The organism is [Clostridium] symbiosum (assembly GCA_036419695.1).
GTDB lineage: Bacteria > Bacillota > Clostridia > Lachnospirales > Lachnospiraceae > Otoolea > Otoolea symbiosa_A.
Window position 1 is genome coordinate 1,978,900 of the sequence record CP143946.1, and the last position, 24,296, is coordinate 2,003,195.

Annotated in this window: 23 protein-coding genes; 20 read left to right on the forward strand and 3 right to left on the reverse strand. The window is 50.9% G+C overall.

Annotated elements, in window-relative coordinates; all coding sequences use genetic code 11:
- On the forward strand, positions 1 to 1,404 hold the full coding sequence (locus tag V3C10_09110; GenBank protein ID WVP63944.1) for a Na+/H+ antiporter NhaC family protein: 1,404 nt from the start codon (positions 1 to 3) through the stop codon (positions 1,402 to 1,404).
- 798 nt (positions 1,405 to 2,202) lie between these two features.
- Here the strand turns inward: V3C10_09110 and V3C10_09115 are convergent.
- A complete protein-coding gene (locus tag V3C10_09115) occupies positions 2,203 to 2,328 on the reverse strand; it encodes a hypothetical protein (GenBank protein WVP63945.1) in 126 nt (41 codons plus the stop codon).
- Between the two features lie 127 nt (positions 2,329 to 2,455).
- On the opposite strand from V3C10_09115, the gene V3C10_09120 reads away from it, so the two are divergent.
- From V3C10_09120 to V3C10_09210, 19 genes are all read left to right on the forward strand, one after another.
- The gene (locus V3C10_09120) at positions 2,456 to 3,826 is read left to right on the forward strand and encodes a sodium-dependent transporter (GenBank protein WVP63946.1); all 1,371 of its coding nucleotides are present in this window, start codon (positions 2,456 to 2,458) and stop codon (positions 3,824 to 3,826) included.
- Positions 3,827 to 4,179: 353 nt separating this feature from the next.
- Positions 4,180 to 5,334, forward strand: a complete 1,155-nt coding sequence (locus tag V3C10_09125; protein ID WVP63947.1) for a MalY/PatB family protein — start codon at positions 4,180 to 4,182, stop codon at positions 5,332 to 5,334.
- 70 nt (positions 5,335 to 5,404) lie between these two features.
- A complete protein-coding gene (locus V3C10_09130; protein WVP63948.1) occupies positions 5,405 to 6,532 on the forward strand; it encodes a tyramine oxidase subunit B in 1,128 nt (375 codons plus the stop codon).
- A 105-nt stretch (positions 6,533 to 6,637) separates the two neighbouring features.
- A complete protein-coding gene (locus V3C10_09135; GenBank protein ID WVP63949.1) occupies positions 6,638 to 8,212 on the forward strand; it encodes an ABC transporter substrate-binding protein in 1,575 nt (524 codons plus the stop codon).
- Between the two features lie 36 nt (positions 8,213 to 8,248).
- Entirely contained in the window at positions 8,249 to 8,995 is a 747-nt protein-coding gene (locus tag V3C10_09140) for a creatininase family protein (protein ID WVP63950.1), read from the forward strand.
- Between the two features lie 77 nt (positions 8,996 to 9,072).
- The gene (gene nikB, locus V3C10_09145; protein WVP63951.1) at positions 9,073 to 10,098 is read left to right on the forward strand and encodes a nickel ABC transporter permease; all 1,026 of its coding nucleotides are present in this window, start codon (positions 9,073 to 9,075) and stop codon (positions 10,096 to 10,098) included.
- Between the two features lie 3 nt (positions 10,099 to 10,101).
- Positions 10,102 to 11,001 (forward strand): ABC transporter permease, encoded by a 900-nt coding sequence (locus V3C10_09150; GenBank protein WVP63952.1) that lies wholly within the window; start codon positions 10,102 to 10,104, stop codon positions 10,999 to 11,001.
- A gap of 12 nt (positions 11,002 to 11,013) precedes the next feature.
- Positions 11,014 to 12,000: an ABC transporter ATP-binding protein gene (locus V3C10_09155; GenBank protein ID WVP63953.1), complete on the forward strand. Its 987-nt coding sequence runs from the start codon at positions 11,014 to 11,016 to the stop codon at positions 11,998 to 12,000.
- Positions 12,001 to 12,003: 3 nt separating this feature from the next.
- The gene (locus V3C10_09160) at positions 12,004 to 13,011 is read left to right on the forward strand and encodes an oligopeptide/dipeptide ABC transporter ATP-binding protein (protein ID WVP63954.1); all 1,008 of its coding nucleotides are present in this window, start codon (positions 12,004 to 12,006) and stop codon (positions 13,009 to 13,011) included.
- On the forward strand, positions 13,008 to 13,616 hold the full coding sequence (locus tag V3C10_09165) for a hypothetical protein (protein WVP63955.1): 609 nt from the start codon (positions 13,008 to 13,010) through the stop codon (positions 13,614 to 13,616). The genes V3C10_09160 and V3C10_09165 overlap by 4 nt, the downstream gene beginning before the upstream one ends.
- A 285-nt stretch (positions 13,617 to 13,901) precedes the next feature.
- Positions 13,902 to 15,227: an electron transport complex subunit RsxC gene (rsxC, locus tag V3C10_09170; protein ID WVP63956.1), complete on the forward strand. Its 1,326-nt coding sequence runs from the start codon at positions 13,902 to 13,904 to the stop codon at positions 15,225 to 15,227.
- 13 nt (positions 15,228 to 15,240) lie between these two features.
- Positions 15,241 to 16,176 (forward strand): RnfABCDGE type electron transport complex subunit D, encoded by a 936-nt coding sequence (locus V3C10_09175; GenBank protein ID WVP63957.1) that lies wholly within the window; start codon positions 15,241 to 15,243, stop codon positions 16,174 to 16,176.
- Positions 16,176 to 16,784: an FMN-binding protein gene (locus V3C10_09180; GenBank protein ID WVP63958.1), complete on the forward strand. Its 609-nt coding sequence runs from the start codon at positions 16,176 to 16,178 to the stop codon at positions 16,782 to 16,784. The genes V3C10_09175 and V3C10_09180 overlap by 1 nt, the downstream gene beginning before the upstream one ends.
- A gap of 15 nt (positions 16,785 to 16,799) precedes the next feature.
- A complete protein-coding gene (locus V3C10_09185; GenBank protein WVP63959.1) occupies positions 16,800 to 17,624 on the forward strand; it encodes an electron transport complex subunit E in 825 nt (274 codons plus the stop codon).
- A 13-nt stretch (positions 17,625 to 17,637) separates the two neighbouring features.
- Positions 17,638 to 18,213: an electron transport complex subunit RsxA gene (gene rsxA / locus V3C10_09190; GenBank protein ID WVP63960.1), complete on the forward strand. Its 576-nt coding sequence runs from the start codon at positions 17,638 to 17,640 to the stop codon at positions 18,211 to 18,213.
- Between the two features lie 15 nt (positions 18,214 to 18,228).
- Complete coding sequence (locus tag V3C10_09195; protein WVP63961.1) at positions 18,229 to 19,020, forward strand: RnfABCDGE type electron transport complex subunit B; 792 nt, start codon at positions 18,229 to 18,231, stop codon at positions 19,018 to 19,020.
- Between the two features lie 197 nt (positions 19,021 to 19,217).
- Complete coding sequence (locus tag V3C10_09200; protein WVP63962.1) at positions 19,218 to 19,418, forward strand: hypothetical protein; 201 nt, start codon at positions 19,218 to 19,220, stop codon at positions 19,416 to 19,418.
- Positions 19,408 to 19,905, forward strand: a complete 498-nt coding sequence (locus V3C10_09205; protein WVP63963.1) for a hypothetical protein — start codon at positions 19,408 to 19,410, stop codon at positions 19,903 to 19,905. Before V3C10_09200 ends, V3C10_09205 begins: the two co-directional genes overlap by 11 nt.
- A 344-nt stretch (positions 19,906 to 20,249) precedes the next feature.
- Positions 20,250 to 21,515, forward strand: coding sequence for an FMN-binding protein (locus V3C10_09210; protein ID WVP63964.1), 1,266 nt, complete (start codon positions 20,250 to 20,252; stop codon positions 21,513 to 21,515).
- 127 nt (positions 21,516 to 21,642) lie between these two features.
- Here V3C10_09210 and V3C10_09215 read toward each other — a convergent pair whose 3' ends face one another.
- Complete coding sequence (locus tag V3C10_09215) at positions 21,643 to 22,512, reverse strand: MerR family transcriptional regulator (protein ID WVP63965.1); 870 nt, start codon at positions 22,510 to 22,512, stop codon at positions 21,643 to 21,645.
- 547 nt (positions 22,513 to 23,059) lie between these two features.
- Positions 23,060 to 24,193 (reverse strand): alanine racemase, encoded by a 1,134-nt coding sequence (gene alr, locus V3C10_09220; GenBank protein ID WVP63966.1) that lies wholly within the window; start codon positions 24,191 to 24,193, stop codon positions 23,060 to 23,062.
- Positions 24,194 to 24,296: the final 103 nt, after the last annotated feature.

A 24,296-nucleotide genomic window follows, 5' to 3' on the forward strand; every position in this document is an offset into this window, starting at 1 on the left:
GTGAGCGAAAAGACGAAAAAAGAATTTAAGATGCCGCATACCTTTGTCATTATTGGTGTGATTATCCTGGCGGCAGTTGTCCTGACCTGGATTATTCCGGCGGGGGCGTATGTAAGGGTGGAGAATGCCGAGGGAATCAAGGTAATCGATCCGTCCCAGTTCAGCTATATTGACAGGACGCCGGTGAACCCGTTCTTAATACCGCTTTTTATTGTAAAAGCATTTATCAGTAAGATTGACCTGATGCTGGTTATCCTCTTTGCCGGCGGCGCATTCCACATGGTGACGGAGACAGGCGCTCTCCATGCCATCGTTGCAAAACTGGCCAAGAAATTTTCGGGTAAATTATATATTTTCATCCCGATCCTGACGCTTGTATTTGCCCTGATCTGTACGACGCAGGGGGTAAACCTCTTTATTGCCTTTGCTCCCATCATGGTTATGCTGGCAATGGCGATGGGGCTTGACTCCATCACGGGAGCCGCCATCATCCTGTTAGGCGGAGCCGTTGGATTCTCCACAGGCCCGTTAAACATCAACACGACTATTGTGGCGCAGAAAATTGCGGAACTGCCGCTTTACTCCGGCGTTGCCTACCGTTTTGTCTGTTTTGCGGTTTTCTATGTGGTAACGAATATTTACCTGATCCGCTATGCAATGAAAGTGCATAAAAATCCGAAACTGAGCCCGATGTACGACCTGGATCAGACAAGCGAGTTCAAGGAGAATGCGGATCTTGAAACATTCGGAACCATGGATTTAAGAAAAGTCCTGATCATGATTGCCTTCTTTGCCTCCCTGATCGCCATTGTTTACGGCGGCATCAAGATGGACTGGGACATGGAAGAAACTGCGGCAATATTCCTGGGACTGGCTGTTGTGGAAGGCGCGATTGCGGGCTTCGGACCGTCCAAGATTTCAAAAGATTTCCTGGCAGGATGTAAGAAGATGCTGGGAGCCGCATTCATTATCGGTATGGCAAGCGCCATCTCAAGCATTATGAAATCGGGCAACATCATCGACACCGTTGTACATGCCCTGGCAGGCGGCCTGAACGTCGTTCCGGCCATGCTCCAGGCTCCGGCCATGCTGATTGCCAACACGGTAATCAACGTATTCCTGACATCAGGCAGCGGCCAGGCGGCGGCAGTTATGCCGATTATGACTCCGCTTGCGGATCTGCTGGGAATTACAAGGCAGACGGCGGTACTCGCATTCAACTTCGGAGACGGATTCTGTAACTACGTGCTTCCTACCTCCACGGCTCTTATGGGAATCATCAGTGCTGCCAATATTCCTTATGACAGATGGATGAAATTCATGTGGAAACTGTTCCTGATCTGGATGGCAACGGGGACCGTGATGCTGATTATTGCACAGGCGATTCATTTTGGACCAATATGATATAGATTGGGAGAAGGAGAACGCCGCCGGTGACGGCCGGGGGGCGGGATGGTGAGAGGGAGGTTATGAGTCTTCAGTCCCGGTTTATAGGTTGTTGTGGGTGGGGAATCCGGGCAGAAAAAGTTCCTGCGGAAAACGCTTGCGCTCTTTGGAGTACATAGCGGACACTAACCTCGAAAAGACCTCGGTAAGTGCCGATGAACTCCCAGGTTCCCTCCGGAATCTTTTTCTCCCTCCTTCCCCACAGGCAGGTTATGGTCCGGGACTGAAGACGCGGAGGTTTTCGCCATCCCGGACCGCGGCCTGCGGCGGCTGATTTGTTCTGTTTCTTTCAGGGGGAGGCGTATTGTTGAGGGCACTACGTTTTCCCGGATGCTTAGGGAATGACGCCTGGCCGGGATTGGAGCGATTTGGTAGAGATTTGGCTGTTGGTCTCTGCACCTGAGTTAGAAGCAGGTTCAAATTATGTACTGGAATCTGCTTTGGATAGAATATAGATTTAGATTTAGTGTTGGATTCTGTTATAGAGTTAGAATCGGCTTTCGGTTTTGCCTTGATTCAGCTTTAGAATTAGAATCCGGCACTATTTTTTGTCCTGAGAATCCGGCAGAATGTAAAAGCACCGTAACTGCGTAGTGGCTGGGACAATACCGTTCCCCCACTTGACGAAAGAGACAATCAGCCCCTGAAGCCGGCGGACGGGGCAATCACCTTCCCTGAGTCTTCAGTCCCGTCGATAACCTGCCCGGGGAAGGAAGGAGAAAAGATTCCGAAGGGGACATTGGAGCCCGCCGGTGCTTAGACGGCGTTCTTTGACGTCTTAGCATCCGCTGTGCGCTCCACAAGCGGAAGCGGGTCCCCGTAGGAATCTTTTCTCCTGGATTCCCCCTCACCACACCCTACAAACCGGGACTGAAGACTCATATCCACCCTCCCACTCCCCCGTCCGCCGTCTCACAGAGGCGTCCTCACATCTCAATTAATCCCTTGTCTTTTGGTGAAATATATAGTAAACTAGCTAGGATATGTATATTTATAAAGGAGAATGGTAATGGGCAGAGAAAAATTTTCATCACGTCTGGGATTTATCCTGATTTCCGCAGGCTGTGCTATCGGCCTGGGGAATGTTTGGAGATTCCCGTACATAGTTGGTCAGTACGGAGGCGCGGCCTTTGTTCTGATTTATGCGGTATTCCTTGTGCTTCTGGGACTTCCGATTATTGTCATGGAGTTTGCGGTGGGCAGGGCGAGCCAGAAGAGTGCGGCGCTTTCGTTTGATGTGCTGGAACCGAAAGGCAGTAAGTGGCATATTGAGAAGTGGTTTGCAATGGCAGGCAACTATATTCTTATGATGTTTTATACAACCGTGGCAGGATGGCTGTTCCTGTATTTCGTCAAGATGGCGGCAGGCGATTTTGTGGGCCTGGATGCGGACGGCGTGGCAGGGGAATTTGGCGCAATGCTTTCCAATCCGTCCCTGATGATCGGATTTATGGTGCTCTGCGTTGTATTCTGTTTTTCTATCTGTGCAATGGGACTTCAGGGCGGAGTGGAGAAGATTACGAAGCTTATGATGGTCAGCCTCCTTGTGCTGATGGTAGTGCTGGCAGTGAATTCCGTGAGAATGGAAGGAAGCCGTCCGGGCCTGGAATTCTATTTGAAACCTGACTTTAACAAGATAAAAGAGGCTGGAATCGGGGAGGTGGTATTCGCCGCCCTGGGACAATCCTTCTTTACGCTGAGTATCGGTATCGGAGCGCTGGCAATCTTCGGAAGTTATATCGGCAAAGAGAGAAGACTGACCGGAGAAGCGATCAGCGTTACAATCCTTGACACACTGGTGGCGTTTATGGCCGGACTGATTATTTTTCCAGCCTGCTTCGCCTATAATATTGAGCCGGGACAGGGGCCAAGCCTGATTTTTATTACGCTGCCGAACGTATTTAACAACATGCCGGGCGGCAGGTTCTGGGGAACGCTGTTCTTCCTGTTTATGTCCTTCGCGGCAGCCTCCACGGTAATCGCCGTTTTCCAGAATATTGTTTCCTTCGCAACGGACCTGACCGGATGCAGCGTAAAGAAAGCAGTAGTAGTCAATATGATTGCAGTGACGCTTTTATCCCTTCCCTGTGTGCTGGGATTCAATGTGTGGAGCGGTGTAACTCCGTTCGGCCCCGGATCTACCATCCTTGATCTGGAGGACTTTATCGTCAGCAATAACCTGCTTCCTCTGGGAAGCCTTGTGTACCTTTTATTCTGTACAAGCCGTTACGGATGGGGATTCAAGAACTTCACAAAGGAGGCCAATGAGGGAAAAGGCATCAAGTTCCCTGCATGGGCCAGAATTTATGTTTCTTATGTAATACCGCTGGTTGTACTGTATATTTTCTTCCAGGGATACTGGGCTAAGTTTTTTGCATAATTTTGAGTGGACGGAAATCATTTAATTGAATATAAGCAGCCTGAAGGCAAGAGGAAAGTGTTTTTTTCCTCTTGCCTTTTTGAGTGGCAGCGAAAAGTTCGTGAAGCCGAAGAGTGCGGCTGCAGTTATCGGAGAACGTTGGATTAAAAACCAGATATAAGGATGATATAATAAACTATTAAATAAAAATTATTATAAAATATCAAAATATACAGAATATATATTGACAAATATGGCGCGTGGTGATATAAAATAACTAAGATATAAAGTTTAGCAGATTAACTAAAAAGAAGCTAAATATAGAAGTACATAAATACAAAAGCAGATAAATGATTAGAGATGGAGGAGCGTGTATGTATAATTTCGATGTGCTTTTAAAGCGCAGGCATACGGACAGCACGAAGTGGGACGCCCTGGGACGTGATTACGGCAGAGATGATTTGATGCCGTTCTGGGTGGCGGATGCCGATTTCCCGGTGCTGCCGGATATCAACCGGGCGATCAGGGAGCGGGCGGACGACGGAATGACGTTCGGATATACATTTGCCGGTGACGGGTATTATGACAGTATCATTTCCTGGAACCGGGACCGTCACGGCCTGGAGCTTTTAAGAGAGCAGCTGCTTCCGGCTCCGGGCGTGATAACGGCGCTTTCGGTCGTGCTCCTGGCGATTGCTGGGAAAGGAGACAAAATGCTATTGAATCCTCCGGTTTATTCCCCGTTTTTTACGGTCGTGAAAGGGCTTGGGTATGAGCTGGCGGAATCGCCCCTCCTGTACCAAAACGGCAGATATGAGTTGGATTTTGAGGACATCGAGAAGAAATTCAGGGAAGGAGTTAAATATTATATTCTGTGCAGTCCCCACAACCCGGTGGGCAGGGTATGGAGCGGGGAGGAGCTTAAACGGCTTACGGCTCTCTGCAGGGAATACGGGGTGCTGATTATTTCAGACGAAATCCATTACGATATTGTATATCCCGGACACCACCATACCTCGATTCTACAGGTGGATGAGGATGCGATCATGATTACCGCCCCCAGTAAAACGTTCAACATTGCGGGGCTGAAGTCGTCGGTCATCGTTATAAAGAATGAAAAGCTGCGCCAAAAGGTGGAAGAATTTGCGGCCAGCATGCATCTTTACATCAATCTGTTTGCCTACCGGGCGACGGAAGCCGCCTATGGGAAGGGCGGTCCCTGGGTGGATGAAATGATTTCCTATCTGGAAGGAAACGCCCGTTTTGTCCTGGATTATGTGAAAAAATATCTGCCAAAGGTGAAGGCCTCCATGCCGGAGAGCACTTACCTGATGTGGATGGATTTTTCCGGATACCGGTTTACCGAGGAAGAGCTGTTCCACAAGATGCGGGATGAGGCGAAGGTGGCGCTGAACTTCGGGTCGGAATACGGGCAGGGCTATGAACAGTTCCTGCGCCTGAACATCGCCTGTCCCCGCGCTTATCTGGAGGAGGGGATGGAACATATCAGAAAGGCGCTTACGACATAGCGCGGCGCTTAAAAACGCAGAGCAGGTATTTTACAGAAAGAGTACCGTGAATAAGAATGGAGGGCATTTTATGGAACGGAAACAGGTGGGATTCAGGTTCTTATCCGAACCTGACATGATCAAAGCGGGAGTGCTGGACGTCAGGAAATGCGTGGAGGTGATGGACGACACATTCAAGCTTCTGGGAACGGGTGATTTTGTGATGGGCGGCTATAATCAGAGCAGCCACGGCTGTATGCTCTGGTATCCGAAGGAAACTCCCTTTCCGGGTATGCCGGTGGCCGGGCCGGACCGGAGGTATATGGCGATGCCTGCCTACATAGGCGGACGGTATAACTGCTGCGGCGTGAAGTGGTACGGTTCCAATATCACGAATCCCAAAGAGAGGGGACTTCCCCGTTCGATTCTTATGGTGGGTCTGAATGATGTGGTGACCGGGGAGCCGCTTTGCATCATGTCGGCCAATCTTCTGAGTGCGATGAGGACGGGCAGCGTACCCGGCGTGGCGGCCAAATATCTGGCAAAGAAGGATGCGGAGTCCCTCGGCGTAATCGGCTGCGGGGTCATCAGCAGGGCGTGCGCGAGGGGAATCTTAAACAGCATGCCCGGGGTAAAACGGCTGTATTTAAATGATATTGTCAGGGCCAGCGCGGAGGCGTTCGCCGAGGAATTCCGGAAAGAATATGAGATAGAAATTATTATAAAAGACAATCTCAGGGATACGGTCGTGGATTCCGACGTCATCAGCGTCGCAGCGGCAGGGCCGGTGCCCGTTGTCATTGACAGGGAGTGGCTGAAACCGGGCTGCCTGTTTACGGCCACCGGCCATGCGGAGCTGTCCGAGGAATGCTGGCTGGAAAACCAGGTGGTTTTCGACTACTGGCCGATGCACGAGGTGTGGTACGACGAGGGCCGGATGCATCCGGACGGAATTGAGAGCACGAAAGACTGGGCGCCCAGCTACCAGATGCTTAAGATGATGGAGCAGGGGAAGGTGAAAGCGGAAAATATGATGAGCCTGAGCGACGTTGCGGCGGGGAAGATAAGCCCGAGAAAGTCCGAGGACGAGAAAATTATTTTCATATCCGGCGGCCTTCCGGTGGAGGATGTTTCATGGGGGTACACTCTGTTCGAGGAGGCGGTCAGACAGGATCTGGGTACGATGCTGACGCTCTGGGATCAGGCCCACTGGCTGTAGGGATGATAAACAGGTTAGCCATTGATTTGTTACGATTCACAGCCCTGCAAAAACGGCAGTCCTGTAAACTATTTACCTATCATACAAAGGAGAAGGAGAGAGGTTATGAAAAAAACGAGATTGTTTCTGACAATGCTTTTGGCGGCCGCCGTTCTGGCGGGCTGTTCCGGCAAGAGTGAATCGCCGGCAGGTTCCGAAGCGGGAACCGGCAGCGGCACAGAGGCCCCGGCAGGGGAGACGGCAGGGAATGCGGCCGTTAAAGACGAAGTGATTGCAGTACTTAAGGGGGAACCCTCCAACATCGATCCTCACGGAAACACGGAGCTGGTGGCCATGACCACCCAGGTACAGATTTTTGAGACACTGGTAAAAAAAGATGAGGAGGGCAATATCGTTCCCGGACTTGCGGAGAGCTGGGAACAGGTAGACGATAAGACGATCCGTTTCAAACTGAGGGACAATGTATATTTCCACAACGGTGAAAAAATGACGGCGGAGGATGTGGCCTACACGATTAAGAGGGCCACGGAGAAACCGTCCAGCGCTTCCATTTTTGCCTCCTTTGACGCCGAAAACACGAAGGCGGTGGACGAGCTGACCGTGGATGTAGCGACGAAAGCGCCGTTTGCGGCCGTATACAATTATCTGACCTCGACGAGGGGCGGCATCGTGAGTAAAAAAGCGGTGGAGGAGATGGGAGACGACCAGTTCGGGCGCAGTCCCGTCGGAACTGGCCCGTTTGCATTCGATAACTGGGTGAGCGGAACCAGTATCACCCTAAAGCGCAATGACAGCTACTGGGGAGAAAAACCGGCTTATTCCACCCTCACCCTGAAGTTTATCACGGAGACGGCAAACAGGGCGCTGGAGATCGAGTCCGGCAATGCCGATATCGTACTGGATCCCGACACGGGCGACCTGGACAGACTGGCGGAGACGGACGGACTTAAAGTGGTGTCCGGCGACAGCTACGGCATGTCCTATATCGTATTTTCCATGGATGATGAGGTGCTCGGTGATGTGAGAATCCGGCAGGCCCTGTCCATGGCCCTGGATCTCGACTCCCTGGTGGAGACGGTGTATGGAAACTATGCGACGGTCAGCGAGAGCGTCATGCCGTCCACCGTATTTGCCTATCAATCGCAGGGAAAGCATGAATATAATGTAGAGAAAGCAAAAGAACTTCTGGCGGAAGCGGGTTATGCGGACGGACTTACAATTGAACTCAATCTTCCAAACGGCTCAGAGCAGCAGAACATCGGCGTCATTGCGCAGAACATGTGGAAAGAGATCGGCGTGACGGCCAATATTTCCACCGCATCCACTTCCGAGATTATAGCGGCGGGCAGACGCGGGGATAATCAGGTTACGATTATGGCGGCAACTTACTCCACAGGCGATCCGGGACATGCCCTGGCGGATTTTGACACGAGAAGCGACGGCTTTTTCAGGCCGGTGGATAAGAAGATTGACGAGCTCCTGGACAAGGGAAGCGCCGCCTACGATTCAAAGGAGAGAGCAGCTGTTTACGAGGAACTTCAGGACTACATTTACCACCAGTATTACATAATAGGCGTGGCAAACAAGACGGTGAATTACGTGATTACGGACCAGGTGGAAAACTTCTACTGTGATCCGGGCAACATCCCATCCTTTGCGGGCGTCACCGTAGCCGAATAGTAAAAAACGTCTCAGAGAAAAACAGGAGGTAAGATTTTGGATAAACTGATCATGAATAACCTGACCTGGCCGGAACTTGAGGCCGAGATGGAACATATTAAAGTCGCTCTGGTGCCGGTGGGTTCCTGTGAACAGCACGGCCCCAACACCACATTTGCGACCGACGCGGCCAGAGCGGCCGCGTACGCGGAGAAACTGGCGGAGCGCTGTAAAAATAAGGTGGTTGTATTCCCCTGCGTGCCGTACGGACTGTCCCTCCACCACATGGATTTCCCCGGCACCGTGACGCTGCAGGTGGAGACGATGATGCACCTGCTGGTGGATATCGGCGTTTCCATTGCAAAACACGGAATCAGAAAGATCCTGTTTTTAAATGCACACGGCGGCAATTTTCCGGCTCTGGAAGGCGCGGTGATTAGTTTAAAGCAGAACCATGAAATTGATGCCTACTGGTCGGCGGTCGGTTCGGAAATTTCCCTGGGAGGGCTGACGGGACTGCCGAAGCTCATCGGCCATGCCTGTGAGGTGGAGACCAGTTCCTGCCTCTATCTCTGTCCCGAGACGGTGCGGAAAGAGCGCGTGCCGGGAATTATGCAGGACAGCATGCTGACCCATGATTCCTTTGTGAAGGGAGGAGCCGCCTGGAGCTGGAAAAACGACGCATCGTTAAATGGAGCCCTGGGGGACGCCAGAAAAGCGACCTATGAGATAGGAAAGAAGATGACGGAGGCATCCCTCGAATACATGGAACAGATCGTGGATGAGATTATCGCCCGCCCATAAAGCGGACGGTAACCCGGCCGGGCCGGACCAATGGCAAAAAACCCGTGCGCTTTACGGCAATGCGGAAGGAGAGATTAATGAGCAAGTTTATATTCAAACGTATACTGGCGCTGATTCCCGTCATGCTGGGCGTCTCCCTGATTATTTTCAGCCTCCTGTATTTTACTCCCGGAGATCCCGCGGAGTATATGCTGGGAATGGATGCCACCCAGGAAAATATTAATACGCTCCACCGTGAGCTGGGACTTGATCAGCCCTTTCTGGTACAGTATTTCAATTACATAAAAAACATTGTGACAAAATTTGATTTTGGAAAATCCTATACGACGAAGCAGTCGGTGTCCATCGAGATTCTAAAGAGAGTGCCGGCTACCGTGACGCTGGCGGTTTTAAGCGTCTCCTTTGCCACGGTCATCGGAGTCGTGACCGGAGTGATAGCGGCGGTGAAGCAGTATTCCATCTTTGACAAGATAGCGACGGTGTTCGCCCTGACCGGCGTGTCCATGCCGAACTTCTGGACCGGCCTGATGCTGATTATCATCTTTGCGGTTCATTTTAAGGTGCTGCCGCCCTCGGGGTTTGATACGCCCCTGCACTGGATTCTGCCTTCCCTGACCGTGGGAATGGCGTCCAGCGCCACCATCATGCGCCAGACGCGGTCGGCGATGCTGGAGGTCATCCGCCAGGATTACATTACAACCGCGCGGGCAAAGGGGCAGAAGGAGATTGTAATCGTGTTCCGTCATGCGCTTAAAAATGCGCTGATCCCGATTATCACCGTTGTGGGAATTTCCTTCGGCGGCATGCTCGGCGGCGCGATTCTGGCGGAGTCCATTTTCTCCATACCGGGAATCGGAAAGCTGATGGTGGATGCCATCAATGTAAAGAATTATCCGATGGTGCAGGGCGGAGTCCTGTTTATCGCATTTGCCTTCTCCATCGTCAATCTGCTGGTGGACATTCTGTACGCCTTTGTGGATCCGAGAATTAAGTCACAGTATAAGAACTCCGGCCGAAAAGCGGTCCCGGCCGGGGCGTCAATGCAGGCCGTGAGGAACGAAAAAGCCGGTGCGGCAGAAGATAAGATGGGAAAGGAGGAATAACATATGGCAGGCACAGCAGAAGCGGCGGTAAATGATGCGATCGATTATTCCTCCATTAAAAAAGAGGGGCTTTTTACCCAGACCTGGAACGGACTGAAGAGAAACAGGCTGGCTATGTTCGGCCTGGCGTTAATCGCCATCCTGATACTGATTGCGGTATTTGCGGATTTTATCGCTCCCTACGGTGTGGACGAGCAGGATCTGACCAGGAAATTTATGAAACCCTGCGGTGAGCACTTATTCGGCACCGATGAATTCGGCCGCGACATATTCAGCAGAATCGTGTTCGGAAGCCGTTATTCCCTGATGATAGGAGCCGTGGCGGCGACATTATCGGCCGTCATCGGCATGCTGGCCGGTTCTTTAGCCGGTTTCTACGGCGGAAGGACGGACAATATCCTGATGCGTCTGATCGACATTATGCTGGCCATCCCGAGCACCCTTTTGGGAATCTCAATTGTCGCGGCCCTTGGAAACGGAATCAGGAATGTAATTATCGCCGTTGCAATCGGAGCCGTCCCGGCCTATGCGAGAATTGTCCGGGCCTCGATCCTTTCGGTAAAAGAGCAGGAGTATATCGAAGCGGCCCGTTCCATCGGCGCGTCCGATTACCGTATTATTATGAAACATATTCTGCCCAACTGTCTGGCTCCGATTATCGTCCAGATTACAATGAGCGTTGCCAAAGCCATACTGGAGGCGTCGGCCTTAAGTTTCATCGGCCTGGGCGTCCAGCCTCCTTCGGCGGAATGGGGCGCCATGCTGTCGGCGGGACGCGCTTATATAAGGAAGGCATGGTGGATTGTCACATTCCCGGGCGTTGCCATTGCCATGATTATCTTCGGCCTGAACCTGTTCGGGGACGGCTTAAGAGATGCCCTGGATCCCAGACTGAAAACGTAAAGGAGGAACGAAATGAGCGAAACTATATTATCGGTCCGCGATTTGTCGGTTCACTATGTCAAGGAAAAGAGCGTGGTGAAAGCCGTGAATCACCTGTCGTTTGATCTGGTCGCAGGGGAGACTCTGGGCCTTGTGGGAGAGACGGGGGCGGGCAAGACAACGACGGCCCTCGCCATTATGAACCTTGTTCCAAACCCGCCGGGAAGAATCGTGGGCGGGGAAATCGTATTCCAGGGAGAAAATGTCCTGACGAAGTCAAAGCACGAGCTGCGGAAAATGAGGGGCAGGGAAGTCTCGATGATTTTCCAGGATCCCATGACATCCTTAAACCCGGTTATGACGGTGGGGGATCAGATAGCGGAGGTGGTGCGGCTCCACAACCAGTGCTCGCCGGCCGAGGCCTCTGTCCGCGCCCAGGAGATGCTTCAGATGGTGGGAATCAATGCAGAACGCTACCAGGATTATCCCCATCAGTTTTCGGGAGGGATGAAGCAGAGGGTGGTGATCGCCATCGCCTTGGCCTGCAACCCAAAACTTCTGATTGCCGATGAGCCGACAACGGCGCTGGATGTGACAATCCAGGCCCAGGTGCTGGAGATGATGACGGAGTTAAAGGATAAGCTGAATACTTCAATGATCCTGATTACCCACGATCTGGGAGTCGTTGCCCAGGTCTGCGATAAGGTTGCCATCATGTACGCCGGTGAAATCGTGGAGTACGGCAATCTGGAAGATATTTACGACCATGGGGAGCATCCGTATACGATCGGCCTTTTCGGTTCCATTCCGGATCTCGACAATGACACGGAACGGCTCAGCCCCATCTCGGGCCTCATGCCGGATCCGACGAACCTTCCTGCGGGATGCTCGTTCAGCCCCAGGTGTCCGCACTGCACCGGGCGGTGCCTGGCGGAGGATCCGTCTCTCCGGGAGACGGCGCCCGGCCATATGGTGAAATGCCACCTGCCGCGGCAAAACGCCGGAAGAAGGGAGGAGTAAGAGATGGCGGCACTGCTAGAAGTAAAAGGACTTAAGAAATATTTCAGCACTCCCAAGGGGATGCTGCACGCGGTGGATGATATCAGCTTCACACTGGAACAGGGGAAGACCCTGGGGATCGTAGGGGAGTCGGGATGCGGCAAATCGACGCTCGGCCGGGTGCTCCTGCACCTGCTGGAACCCACGGAAGGAACCATTCTGTTTGACGGCAAAGATATCTCAAACCCGGGACGCCATGCGATGAAGGAACTGCATCAGGAGATGCAGATGATTTTCCAGGATCCCTATTCCTCCATCAATCCACGTATGACGGTCAGCGAGATCATCGGAGAACCGCTGAAAATCTTTAAAATGTGTGCATCTTCATCCGACTGTGACCGGGAAGTGCTGAAGCTGATGGATACGGTAGGCCTGGCAGGCAGGCTTTACAATACATATCCCCACGAGCTGGACGGCGGCCGCCGCCAGCGTATCGGGATTGCCAGGGCGCTGGCGCTGAATCCCAAATTCATCGTCTGTGACGAGCCGGTTTCGGCCCTGGATGTGTCGATTCAGGCGCAGATCCTGAACCTGATGCAGGATTTGCAGGAGGAGAGGGGCCTTACCTATATTTTTATCACCCATGACCTGTCTGTGGTGAAGCATATTTCGGACGATATAGGGGTGATGTATCTCGGCCAGATGGTGGAGATGTGTGAGTCGAAGGAACTGTTCAGAAATCAGCTCCATCCGTATACAAAAGCGCTGCTGTCCGCCATCCCGCGGCCGAAAATCCATCAGAAGACGGAGCGGATCCTGCTGAGGGGCGAGATCACCTCGCCGATCAATCCGGGCGACAAATGCCGTTTCTGCAGCAGGTGCATTTATGCACAGGAACGGTGCTTTGACTCGGGGCCGAAGCTTGAGGAGGCTGGAAACGGACATTATATAGCCTGCCATTACTGGAAGGAGATAGCGGACGGAGCGCTGAAACCGCAGACGGCGCAGAAGACGCGGGAGGAGGCCGGATGAAGCCGCCTTCCCTGAGGCCGGTCAACCAGCTTAATTATGCCTGCGTGCCTTACCCTACGACCCTTGAAAGAGGGGAGCGTTTGCAAAAACCGTATCCCAGCGTGGCCGTGGCCGGCTGCGGCCTGTGCTGCATCTGCATGATGGTGGAATTTATGACGGGGAAGCTGCTTCCCATCAAAGGGTGTATTGAGCTGTCCGTGGAATCGGGGGCCAATGTTTTCGGCACCGATATGAAGCGCCTGGGAGAGGCGGCGGCAGAGTTGTACGGGCTGCGGTTTGAGACGGCGGGAGGAATGGATGATCTGCGCAAATGCCTGGGAGAGGGCGGCTGTGCGGTGGTGAACGTGGGGAGAAAAAACGGCATTTTCTCCGACGGAGGCCATTACCTGTTTGCGGCCGGGATGGACGGGGACGAAAACGGACGCGGCACGGATAGACCGGAGCGGATATGGTTTCTGGACCCCTCTTTTACAAAACAGAAATACGAAAGGCCGGACCGACGGGAAAAAGTTGAATTGAAGGAGCCGTACATCCTGGCGGAGCCGGATACGGTGGAAACGGAATGCGCCTCCCGCCATCCGGCATTCTACCTGTTTTACAGGTAAAAAATTGTTAAATAAAAATACGAAGAATCGGCTGCCATGGGAAATTTATGGCAGCCTTTTTTGTCGTTTCTGTATGAAACACCAGTCGAAAAAAATAAATTTTGTATTAATTTTTATACAAAAAACGGTCGATTATCTTAAATTTCCCAATTGTTAAAAACATTTACCTATGCTATACTATACGCGATAGCTTTTAACCCTGGAAGTGATAAAAAATTCACGAAAATCTGATAAAAAATTCACATCCGGGAGAGAAAATCTAACTAGAGAAAGAGGGTTTATTTGATGGGTTTGGCTACATTTATAGGCGGCATTCATCCTTATGAGGGAAAAGAACTGTCTGAGGATAAACCGATCCAGGTAATCGTTCCTGAAAAGGGCGAAGAGATGGTATATCCGCTGTCCCAGCACATTGGCGCTCCTGCAAAACCACTGGTTGCCAAAGGCGACCAGGTACTGAAAGGTCAGATTATTGCAGAGGCCGGAGGCTTTATTTCCGCCAATGTTTTAAGTTCTGTTTCCGGTACGGTAAAGGGGATCGAACCGAGACTGGTAGCGAATGGTGCAATGGTACAGTCTATCATCGTAGAGAACGATGGGGAAGAGAATGCGATTGAAGGTTTTGGTAACGAGAGGGATTACACAAAGCTTTCTAAGGAAGAAATCAGAAATATCATTAAAGAAGCCGGTATTGTCGGCTTAGGCGGAGCCGGTTTCCCAACCCATGTGAAGCTGACGCCGAAGGATGAGGCTGCCATCGATCACGTAATTGTGAACGGCGCAGAGTGCGAGCCTTACCTGACGAGCGACTACCGTGTAATGATGGAGCGTCCGGAACAGATTATCGGCGGACTGAAAGTCATCCTCCAGTTATTTGACAATGCAAAGGGAATCATCGGCATTGAGAATAACAAACCGGAAGCGATCAAGAAACTGACGGAGATGGTAAAAGATGAGCCGAGAATTGAGGTATGTCCGCTGCTTACCAAGTATCCGCAGGGCGGTGAGCGTACCCTGATTTATGCCGTTACCGGAAGAGAAATCAATTCTTCCATGCTGCCGGCAGACGCAGGCTGTGTTGTTGACAACATTGACACTGTGGCTGCTATTTATAATGCAGTCTGCAAATCTACGCCGCTGATGCGTAAGATTATCACGGTAACAGGCGATGCCGTAGCGAATCCTCAGAACTTTGAGGTAAGGCTGGGAACGAATTACAACAGACTTAAAGAAGCCGCAGGCGGATTTAAGGAAGAACCAGAGAAGATGATTTCCGGCGGGCCAATGATGGGCCAGGCCTTATTCAGCCTTGACTTCCCGGTGGCCAAGACATCTTCTGCACTGACTACATTCACAAAAGACCAGGTTGCAGCAATGGATCCGACTCCGTGTATCCGGTGCGGAAAGTGTGTGGACGTATGTCCCGAACACCTTGTGCCGCAGATGATGATGGACGCCGCGGAGCGTCACGACATGGAGAAATTCCAGAAGCTGAACGGTATGGAATGTGTGGAATGCGGCTGCTGTGCATATACATGCCCGGCCAAGAGACCGCTGACACAGGCATTCAAAGAGCTGCGTAAAGCAGTGGCGGCCAGCCGCAGAAAGTAGGAGGTGTGAAGAAATGGGAAAATTATTTAACGTATCGTCATCACCTCATGTAAGAAGTAAACATTCCACCCAGGCAATCATGTTTGACGTGGCAATTGCAATGCTTCCTGCATCCATTTACGGTGTATGGCAGTTCGGTATGCACGCACTTCTTGTACTGATTGCTACAGTTGTATCCTGCGTACTTTCCGAATATATTTTTGAGAAACTGATGAAAAAACCGATTACCGTTTATGACGGCAGCGCCGTTGTTACCGGTATGATCCTTGCGCTCAACATGCCTCCTCAGATTCCGGTCTGGATGCCATGCCTGGGCGGTGTATTCGCCATCATCATTGTAAAACAGATGTACGGCGGTCTTGGCCAGAACTGGATGAACCCGGCCCTGGCGGCAAGATGTTTCCTGCTTATTTCATTCGCAGGCAAGATGACCACATTTACCGAGCCGTTCTCCGATGCAGTAGCCAGTGCAACTCCAATGGCTATGTTAAAGGCAGGGGAGCAGGTGGATGTAACGGCTATGTTTATCGGACGTATCCCTGGAACCATCGGTGAGGTTTCCGTGATTGCACTGTTAATCGGCGCCGCTTATCTGGTATTCAGAAAGGTTATCACACTGCGTATCCCGCTTACATATATTGCAACGGTTGCAATCTTTGCCGCAATCTACAGCGGATTCGATGTAAGCTACATTCTGGCCCATGTATGCGGCGGCGGTTTGATTTTTGGCGCCTTCTTCATGGCAACTGATTATGTAACAAGCCCGATTACACCAAAGGGACAGTATGTATTCGGTATCGCCCTGGGACTTCTGACAGGCCTCTTCCGTATCTTCGGCGGCTCTGCAGAGGGTGTTTCCTATGCGATTATCTTCTGTAACATCCTGGTTCCGTTAATCGAGAAGTTCACCCTTCCGACTGCATTTGGAAAAAAGGGAGGTAAGAAATAATGGCAGCTAAATCCGGATTTATGAAAGACGCCTTTATCCTTTTTGCAATCACCCTGATTTCCGGTATTGCGCTGGGAGGCGTATATGAAGTGACAAAAGGCCCGATCGAAAAGGCCACAATTGAAGCAAACAACAAGACTTACAGAGGTGTGTTCCCGGAGGCTTCCTCCTTTGAGGAGTCAAGCGAAATCAACCTGGAAGAATGCAATACACAGCTTGCAACATCCGCTTTCGGCGGTGTCGGCGTTGAGACCGTTATGGTGGCAAAGGACGACGCGGGCAGTGACCTCGGATATGTAGTCAATTCCTATTCCAATGACAGCTACGGCGGAAAAGTAGCCATCTCCGTCGGCATTAAGGAAGACGGAAGCATTACCGCCATCGGTTTCCGCGAAATCAGCGATACGCCGGGTCTGGGCCTTAAGGCGAAGGAAGACGCGTTCAGAACCCAGTATGACGGTAAAACCGCTACGGAGCTCACCGTTGTAAAGGGCGGCAATGCCGGCGATGCTGAGATCAATGCCATCAGCGGCGCGACCATTACGTCCAAGGCAGTAACCAATGCGGTAAATGCAGCCCTGTACTGCAAACAGAATTTCATAGACTAACAGGAGGTGGGAGATATGAACAAATATACAGAACGTATTACAAACGGTATTATTAAAGAAAACCCAACCTTCGTGTTAATGTTAGGTATGTGTCCGACCCTGGCAGTTACAACATCTGCCGTAAACGGTCTGGGCATGGGACTTTCCACAACAGCCGTTCTTGTATTTTCAAACTTAATTATTGCGGCGCTGCGTAAGATTATTCCGGATCGTGTGCGTATCCCGGCATTCATCGTTATCGTGGCAACCCTTGTAACCGTAGTCCAGCTTTTGATGCAGGGATATGTACCTTCCCTTTACGCATCGCTGGGTATCTACATTCCGTTAATCGTAGTTAACTGTATCATCCTTGGCCGTGCCGAATCTTACGCTTCTAAGAATGATGCAATTTCCTCCCTTTTCGACGGACTTGGTATGGGTCTTGGATTCTCCATCGCCCTGACCTGTATCGGTATTTTCCGTGAATTCCTGGGCGGCGGAGCTTTCTTCGGCAAACAGATTATCCCGGAAGATTTCCACATTTCGATCTTTGTGCTTGCTCCGGGTGCGTTCTTTGTCCTTGCAATCCTGACCGCGCTCCAGAATAAGTTCAAAGCTCCTTCTGCAACCAACGGTTCCGTGCCTCAGTCCAATCTGGCATGCGGCGGCAACTGTGCAAGCTGTGCGGGTTCCGCATGTGCGGTGAACCATCTGGCGCTGGCTGAGAAAGCGGCAGAGGAGGCGGCTAAGGCGGCGGCAGCGAAGAAAGCTGCGGCGGAAAAGGCCCTGGCAGCTAAGAAGGCAGCCGAGGAAGCGAAAGCGGAAGCCGAAGCTGCAAAAGAACCTGAGAAAACAGAATAGGAGGAATGGATAGATGAAAGAATTACTATTAATTGCCATCGGCTCAGCCCTGGTAAATAACGTTGTATTAAGCCAGTTCCTCGGTATCTGCCCATTCCTTGGCGTATCCAAGAAGGTAGAGACATCAGCAGGTATGGGTGTGGCCGTAATCTTCGTAATTACGATTGCATCCGCAGTGGCAAGCTTAATCTATGATAACATCCTGGTGCGTTTTGGTATGGAATACCTTCAGACCATCGTGTTTATCCTGGTTATTGCGGCTTTAGTACAGTTCGTAGAGATGTTCCTTAAGAAAAATATGGTTTCGCTGTATCAGTCGCTCGGTGTATACCTTCCCCTGATTACAACAAACTGTGCCGTTCTCGGCGTGGCATTAACAAACGTACAGAAAACCTACAACTTCGTAGAGAGCGTTGTCAACGGCGTCGGTATCGCAGTTGGTTTTACCATTGCAATCGTGCTTCTGGCCGGTGTGCGTGAGAGAATTGAGTTCAATGATGTGCCATACAACTTCCAGGGATCCCCGATTACGTTAATTACCGCAGGTCTCATGTCAATCGCATTTTTCGGATTTTCCGGATTAATTTAAGGGGGGAGACGAAGGATGAATATAACTGGAATTATTATTGCGGCGGTTATCGTAGGTCTCACCGGTATTATCATCGGTGTGCTCCTCGGAGTTGCCAGCGAGAAATTTAAAGTAGAAGTAGACGAAAAAGAAATCCTTGTCAGGGAAGAACTTCCGGGCAACAACTGCGGCGGCTGCGGCTTCCCTGGTTGTGACGGCCTTGCAAAAGCCATTGCCGAAGGTACGGCCCCAATCAACGCCTGCCCGGTCGGCGGCGCTCCCTGTGCCGAGAAAATCGCAGCCATCATGGGTGTGGAAGCCGGCAGCAGCGAGAAGATGGTAGCCTTTGTAAAATGTAAAGGCACCTGTGACAAGGCAAAATCACAGTATAACTATTACGGTATCAAGGACTGTAAGATGGCGGCCGTTGTTCCGGGTTCCGGTGACAAAGCCTGCACCTACGGATGTATGGGATTCGGTTCCTGTGTAACTGCCTGTCAGTTCGACGCGATTCACGTGATCGACGGCATTGCAGTCGTAGACAAAGAGAAGTGTGTGGCCTGCGGCAAATGTGTGGACGCCTGCCCGCAGCATCTTATTGAACTTGTTCCGTATAAGGCAGAGCACCTGGTACAGTGTAATTCCCACGATAAGGGACCGGCGGTCAAGGCAAAATGTGACAACGGCTGTATCGGCTGTACACTCTGTATCAAACAGTGCGAGGATGACGCCATTCATATGGATAACAACCTTGCGGTAATCGATTATGAGAAGTGTACCAACTGCGGCAAGTGCGCGGCGAAGTGCCCTGTAAAGATTATTAAATAAGAAAGCGGACGGTGAAGACGCAGCAATGCGCTTTCATTGAAGGCTGGGAATAACGGAAAGCACGCTCTGTGGGGCGTGCTTTTTGCTATCCCCTTCCCTATGATTGACCGCGGCCAAAGAATGAATTATAATGAAAGACAACTATGATGAAAAGAACAGTGCAACACCCGGAAACGCGATGAGCGGAGGAAGACGATATGACGGATACGGTAAATGATTATAAGCTTAAGGTGGACGAGCTGCGCAGGCTGATCCGGTCACGCAGGAATTTTGAACCGGCGGTTGAGCTGGCGCTTGAGATGCATTCGATTACACATACGGTAGTCCGCCGGACGGAACTACCGCCGTCTGCCGGTGCGGAACAGTGCTATGATAAGGAGGTTGGACATGGAACATAAACCGGGAGCGGATCGCTCACAGAAAAATAAGAAACAGAAAGAAACGCTTTTAAAAACAGTGGATGCGCTGGGAAAACTCAGGGCATCCCTCAAGGAGGCCGGATTCAATCCCAAGGAGCCGGATCTGAAAACCGCCTGGGAGGTATTTAAAAAATTTAACCGTCTCCGTTTTGACTGTTCCGACGACAGCCTGCTCTTTGAGACGGGAGTGTATGATGTGACGGGAGAAGATCAGTTTTATCTTTCCATGGTAAGGCAGTTTACCATAGAGGTGGATGGAGAGTACGATTATATGGAACAGATCCACCTGGATCTTATCTACCCGGCCGACGACCGGCTCGGCAGTCAGAATGAAACCCTCTGGACCTATGATTTTGACGATGATGTCCCGGCTTTCATTGCGGCAGTGGAAGAGTCCCCGGCATTTAGAATTCCGCCGGAAGAGTATCATGCCCTGGCGGCCGATATCTATCAGGATGAGATATAGAGAGTATCATGATGGTTTCATGGTTGGAGGATGCGCCATAATTATATTTGGAAAGCGGCAGCTGAATACGGAATTGGCGGAAAATGAATAAAATAAAGGTATCCGGCCAGACTAAGGGCAAAATATTCCCGGTCTGGCCGGATATTTTGATTTTTTACCGGCGGCCGGAAATAGGTAAAGGTACCCGCCGGTTTAAGAAATGTATATTTTTTCTATATTTGCAAAAATATATAATTTCTATAAAATTTATTGAATATCATGCCATGTTCCTGTATACTATTCGGGGGAAGTTTTCCCATGTATCAGAAACACCAGCCGATGAAAAAGGAAAGGATTCGAGAAACGTGAAGAAAAACGACAAGAACAACGGAAAGAACAGCATGGCGGCAGGGCTTGCCGGGGCAGGAATCATGATTGTACTGGCGGGAGGACTGATTGCGGTTTCAGGGCCTCTTTATAAATCCATAGCGGGCAGAAACCTGCCTGTGTCGGATGTGCCGATTTATAATGAAGGAACTTACGAGGGAAGTGCGAGAGGATACGGCGGACCGATTACCGTGACAGCCAGATTTTCAGAATACGGAATAGACGATGTGAAAGTGAACGCTCCGGATGAAACGCCGGAGATTGGAAAGGCGGCGGCCGTAAAGCTTTCAAAGGACATCTGGATGAAGCAGACCCACAGTGTGGACAGCGTATCCGGCGCCACGATGACCAGCAACGCGGTCAAGACGGCCATGGCAAACTGTGTGCGGGGAGCAGTGAAAGAGGGCACCGAACTGGCTGCGATTATTGAGCAGGAGGTTGCCCAGGAGAATGCCGAAAAAGCACTGCCCGAGGTGGCTGAGCTTTTGAAGGAGATAGAGGACGGAGCCTACGTTTACCGCGACGCCGAGCCGGATGAAAACGGTTTTTATAACGAAATCAGAATTGAAATAAGTGGAAATAAAATCACACAGCTCGTATGGGATGCCGTGCAGTCGGACGGAACGGGCAAAAGACAGATGTCCGAAGCAGGCGAGTATACGATGACGGAAAACGGTCCGAAGTGGTATGAGCAGGCGGACGAGCTGGCCCGTTATGTGATAGAGCACCAGACGACGGAAGGATTGATGAACGACGGAGGAACCTCCGATGCGGTTTCCTCGGTCAGCATCCATATCGGAGGATTTATTGACTGCCTGAAAAAATGCCTTCTTCTGGCAAAGGGCGACACCTCCCATATGAGCCTTGATGCGCTGCTGGCTGCTGCGGCCGACGGAGCGTATTCCTGGAAGAGCGGGCAGGCCGACGACAACGGATTCTGCGACACAATTTCCATGACGGTAAAGGATCATAAAATCATTGCTCTCAAATGGGATGCGGTGAATGCAGAGGGAGCCGGAAAAAGACAGCTTTCCGAAGAGGGTCAGTATACGATGACGGAAAACGGTCCGAAGTGGTATGAGCAGGCGGACATCCTGGCCGGATACCTGGTAGAGAACCAGACGGAGAAAGGCCTCCTTTCGGACTCCGGCTACGCAGGCGATGCGGTTTCCTCGGTCAGCATCTATGCGGGAGGATTTCTGGAAGCGGTGAAACAGTGCCTGCTGAATGGGCCTGTTTTATAATCAGATTAAAATGAAACAATTAATATAAACAAATAAAATAATTTAAGATAAGCAAATGCCCTGCAGAGACAGAATTCACTGTCCCAGCAGGGCATTTCTACCGGCTTCTGCGTCCGGTTTTTATCCGTTATTGACGTTCTTTAAGATAATCCTTCAGGGCGCGGCTGATAAATGCCGATGCGCCGGTTCCATATTTTTTGTCGGTCACCTCGGTAAAAGCGGGGGATGACACGTAAGTGTCGGCCATAAACTGCCAGTAGTTTTCTCCCATATCAACGCCCTGATTGCATTCCTCGGTGAAAGAAATGAGTTCTCCGGTAATCGCCATGATTTCCGCGGATGAAGTGTCTTTACTCAAATCGGCGGTCAGTCTTCTGGTGATTTCTTCGGTCTTTTCAACAAGGCCGTCCACCTCTTCCGGGGCGATGGGCGGGCCATCCGACAGGAAAGCCTGTAAATTTTTTTCCATTGCCTTTGTAAAATTTTCAATGCTTCCGAACTGTTTGACGGCCATTGCGGCAATTTCATCCCCGCGTGATTTTAAATCCAGGAGCATCTCGTCAAAGCGCTCCATGCCGCCCATCTGTTTTCCGATTTTTTCCGGTTCTGTTTTTTTAAATTCTTCCAGAACGGTGAAATACCGTTCCATATCAAAATTACTGAAATCCATACACGTTTCTCCTTTGATCAGCTTATCCAGCAGTCCCAACAGGGAAGTCAGCCTGTCGCGTTTCACCTGTATCAGTTCGCGCTGTTTTATGAAGGTTTCCGTTTTATCGAACCCGGGACTCTCCATGATCGCCTTGATCTCTTTCAGGGTAAAGTCGAGTTCCTTAAAAAACAGAATCTGCTGCAGTACCTCCAGCGCACGGTCATCATACAGACGGTATCCTGCATCCGTTACCTCCGATGGTTTGAACAGGCCAATCTCGTCATAAAACTGAAGGGCTCTTACGCTGACACCGGTCAGCGATGAAACCTGTTTTACAGTCATCATCTTATCTGCCTCCTGTTATTTGCGAATTAACTATCTGTCTGCTTATATACGATTTATATAGTTACTATCTGCATATTTACGGGCGAATCCTACCGGTATGATTCTTTGAAGATAGAGAGGAAGTTATGCATGTAACCTTCCTTCTGATATTACTATACAATATCACGATACGTGAGGGTCAATACCTGTTTTATATTTTGTAAAAAATAATGCGTGTTACCGTCATCCAGCCACAAAAATAGCAGCCGGATACAGCCCGGCTGCTCATCTTGTCGACAAACTATATTTTCCTTATATCAGGAGTTTGAGAGTGTAACCCTCATTTCAAATCACGTAGGTGGAATTCAGTTCCGCCGTAGTGCTGAACTGCCGATTTCTAGGGGCTTTAGCCCTTGCGCGAGGAAATCGGCAGTTCTTCCTTCGGTGACTAGAATTTATGGCGTTATGCCATAAATTCTACAGAGTGGCGACTTTGTCGACACTCTGGGCAGCAGGATACAGCCCGGCTGCTATTTTTCTATGAAACGCCGTTACGGATAAAGAACGCCTATTCCTGATCTTTGTAAATTTTCACCGGGCGTTCACTGATGTTACAGAGGTATACGACATAAGAATTCTCTGTGATTTTTTCCAGGTCAAACGCGTCGATTTTTTCCCCGCCGTCCCGGCCGATCAGCGTGACTGTGTCACCAATTTCCGTTTCTGGAATATCTGTGATATCTAAGAACGTCTGATCCATGCAGACGGAAATGATGGGGGCGCGTCTGCCGTGAATCAGCACATAGCCGCCCTTCTTGCCCAAATCCTCCAGATAGCCGTCCCCGTACCCGAAGCTGGCAATTCCGACTACGGTGTCGCGCTTTGCCGTAAAACTTCTCCAGTAGCCCATGCTCCTGCCGGCAGGGACGTATTTCTTGTTGGTAATAAATGTCTTCCAGTCCAGCACCGTTTCAAGGCCCAGACGGTTTTCCTCGTCGAGGCAGGGATCATAGCCCAGCCAGAGAAGGCCTGTCCTCACCATATTATAATGGGCTTTTTTGAACCGTACCGTGGATGGGGTATTGGTGGCATGGATGTAACGCGGCTGGATGCCTCTAGCCCGTATCTGCCCGACCGCCTCCTCAAAATCCCGGATTTGCTGTTCGGTAAATTCAGGGTTGGCCACCTCGGCCTCGCCGAAATGGGTGAAAACGCCCTCGATTTCCAGTCCCTGAAGCGGGAGGATGCCATCGAGGAGATCCTCAAGCTGCCTTCCCTTTTCTACGCCGATGCGCCCCAGCCCGGTGTCTATCTTTATATGGACGCGGGCTTTTTTTCCACTTTTCAAGGCCAGTCCGGACAGGAGGGCGGCATCCTGAGTGCGGAAGACCGGAAGAATGAGATCCTCCTGCACCGCGTAGGGCAGATTGTTGACCGGCACTCCTCCCAGCACCATAATCTCCGCGCGGTTTCCGGCTTCCCTTAGTGTCTGTGCTTCGCGCACCTGGGCTACGGCCAGCCTTCTGATCTTACATTCGCTTATCAGCCAGTCCGCGGTGCGGATCAGGCCATGACCGCATGCGTTTGCCTTCAGAACAGGCATAATTTCCACATCCGGCCCTACGTGTTTCCTGATTTTTTCCATATTGGACCTGATTTTCGTCAGGTCGATGGTAATGAATGAATTCCCCGTTTCGTTCATAATAATTCCTCCCCCATTTTGTGATTTTTCTGCCGTTCGAAGCGCGTTTTACCGTTTCCAACCGGTCACAGCCACTGCTTCAAAATCAGAACATGCGTCCATT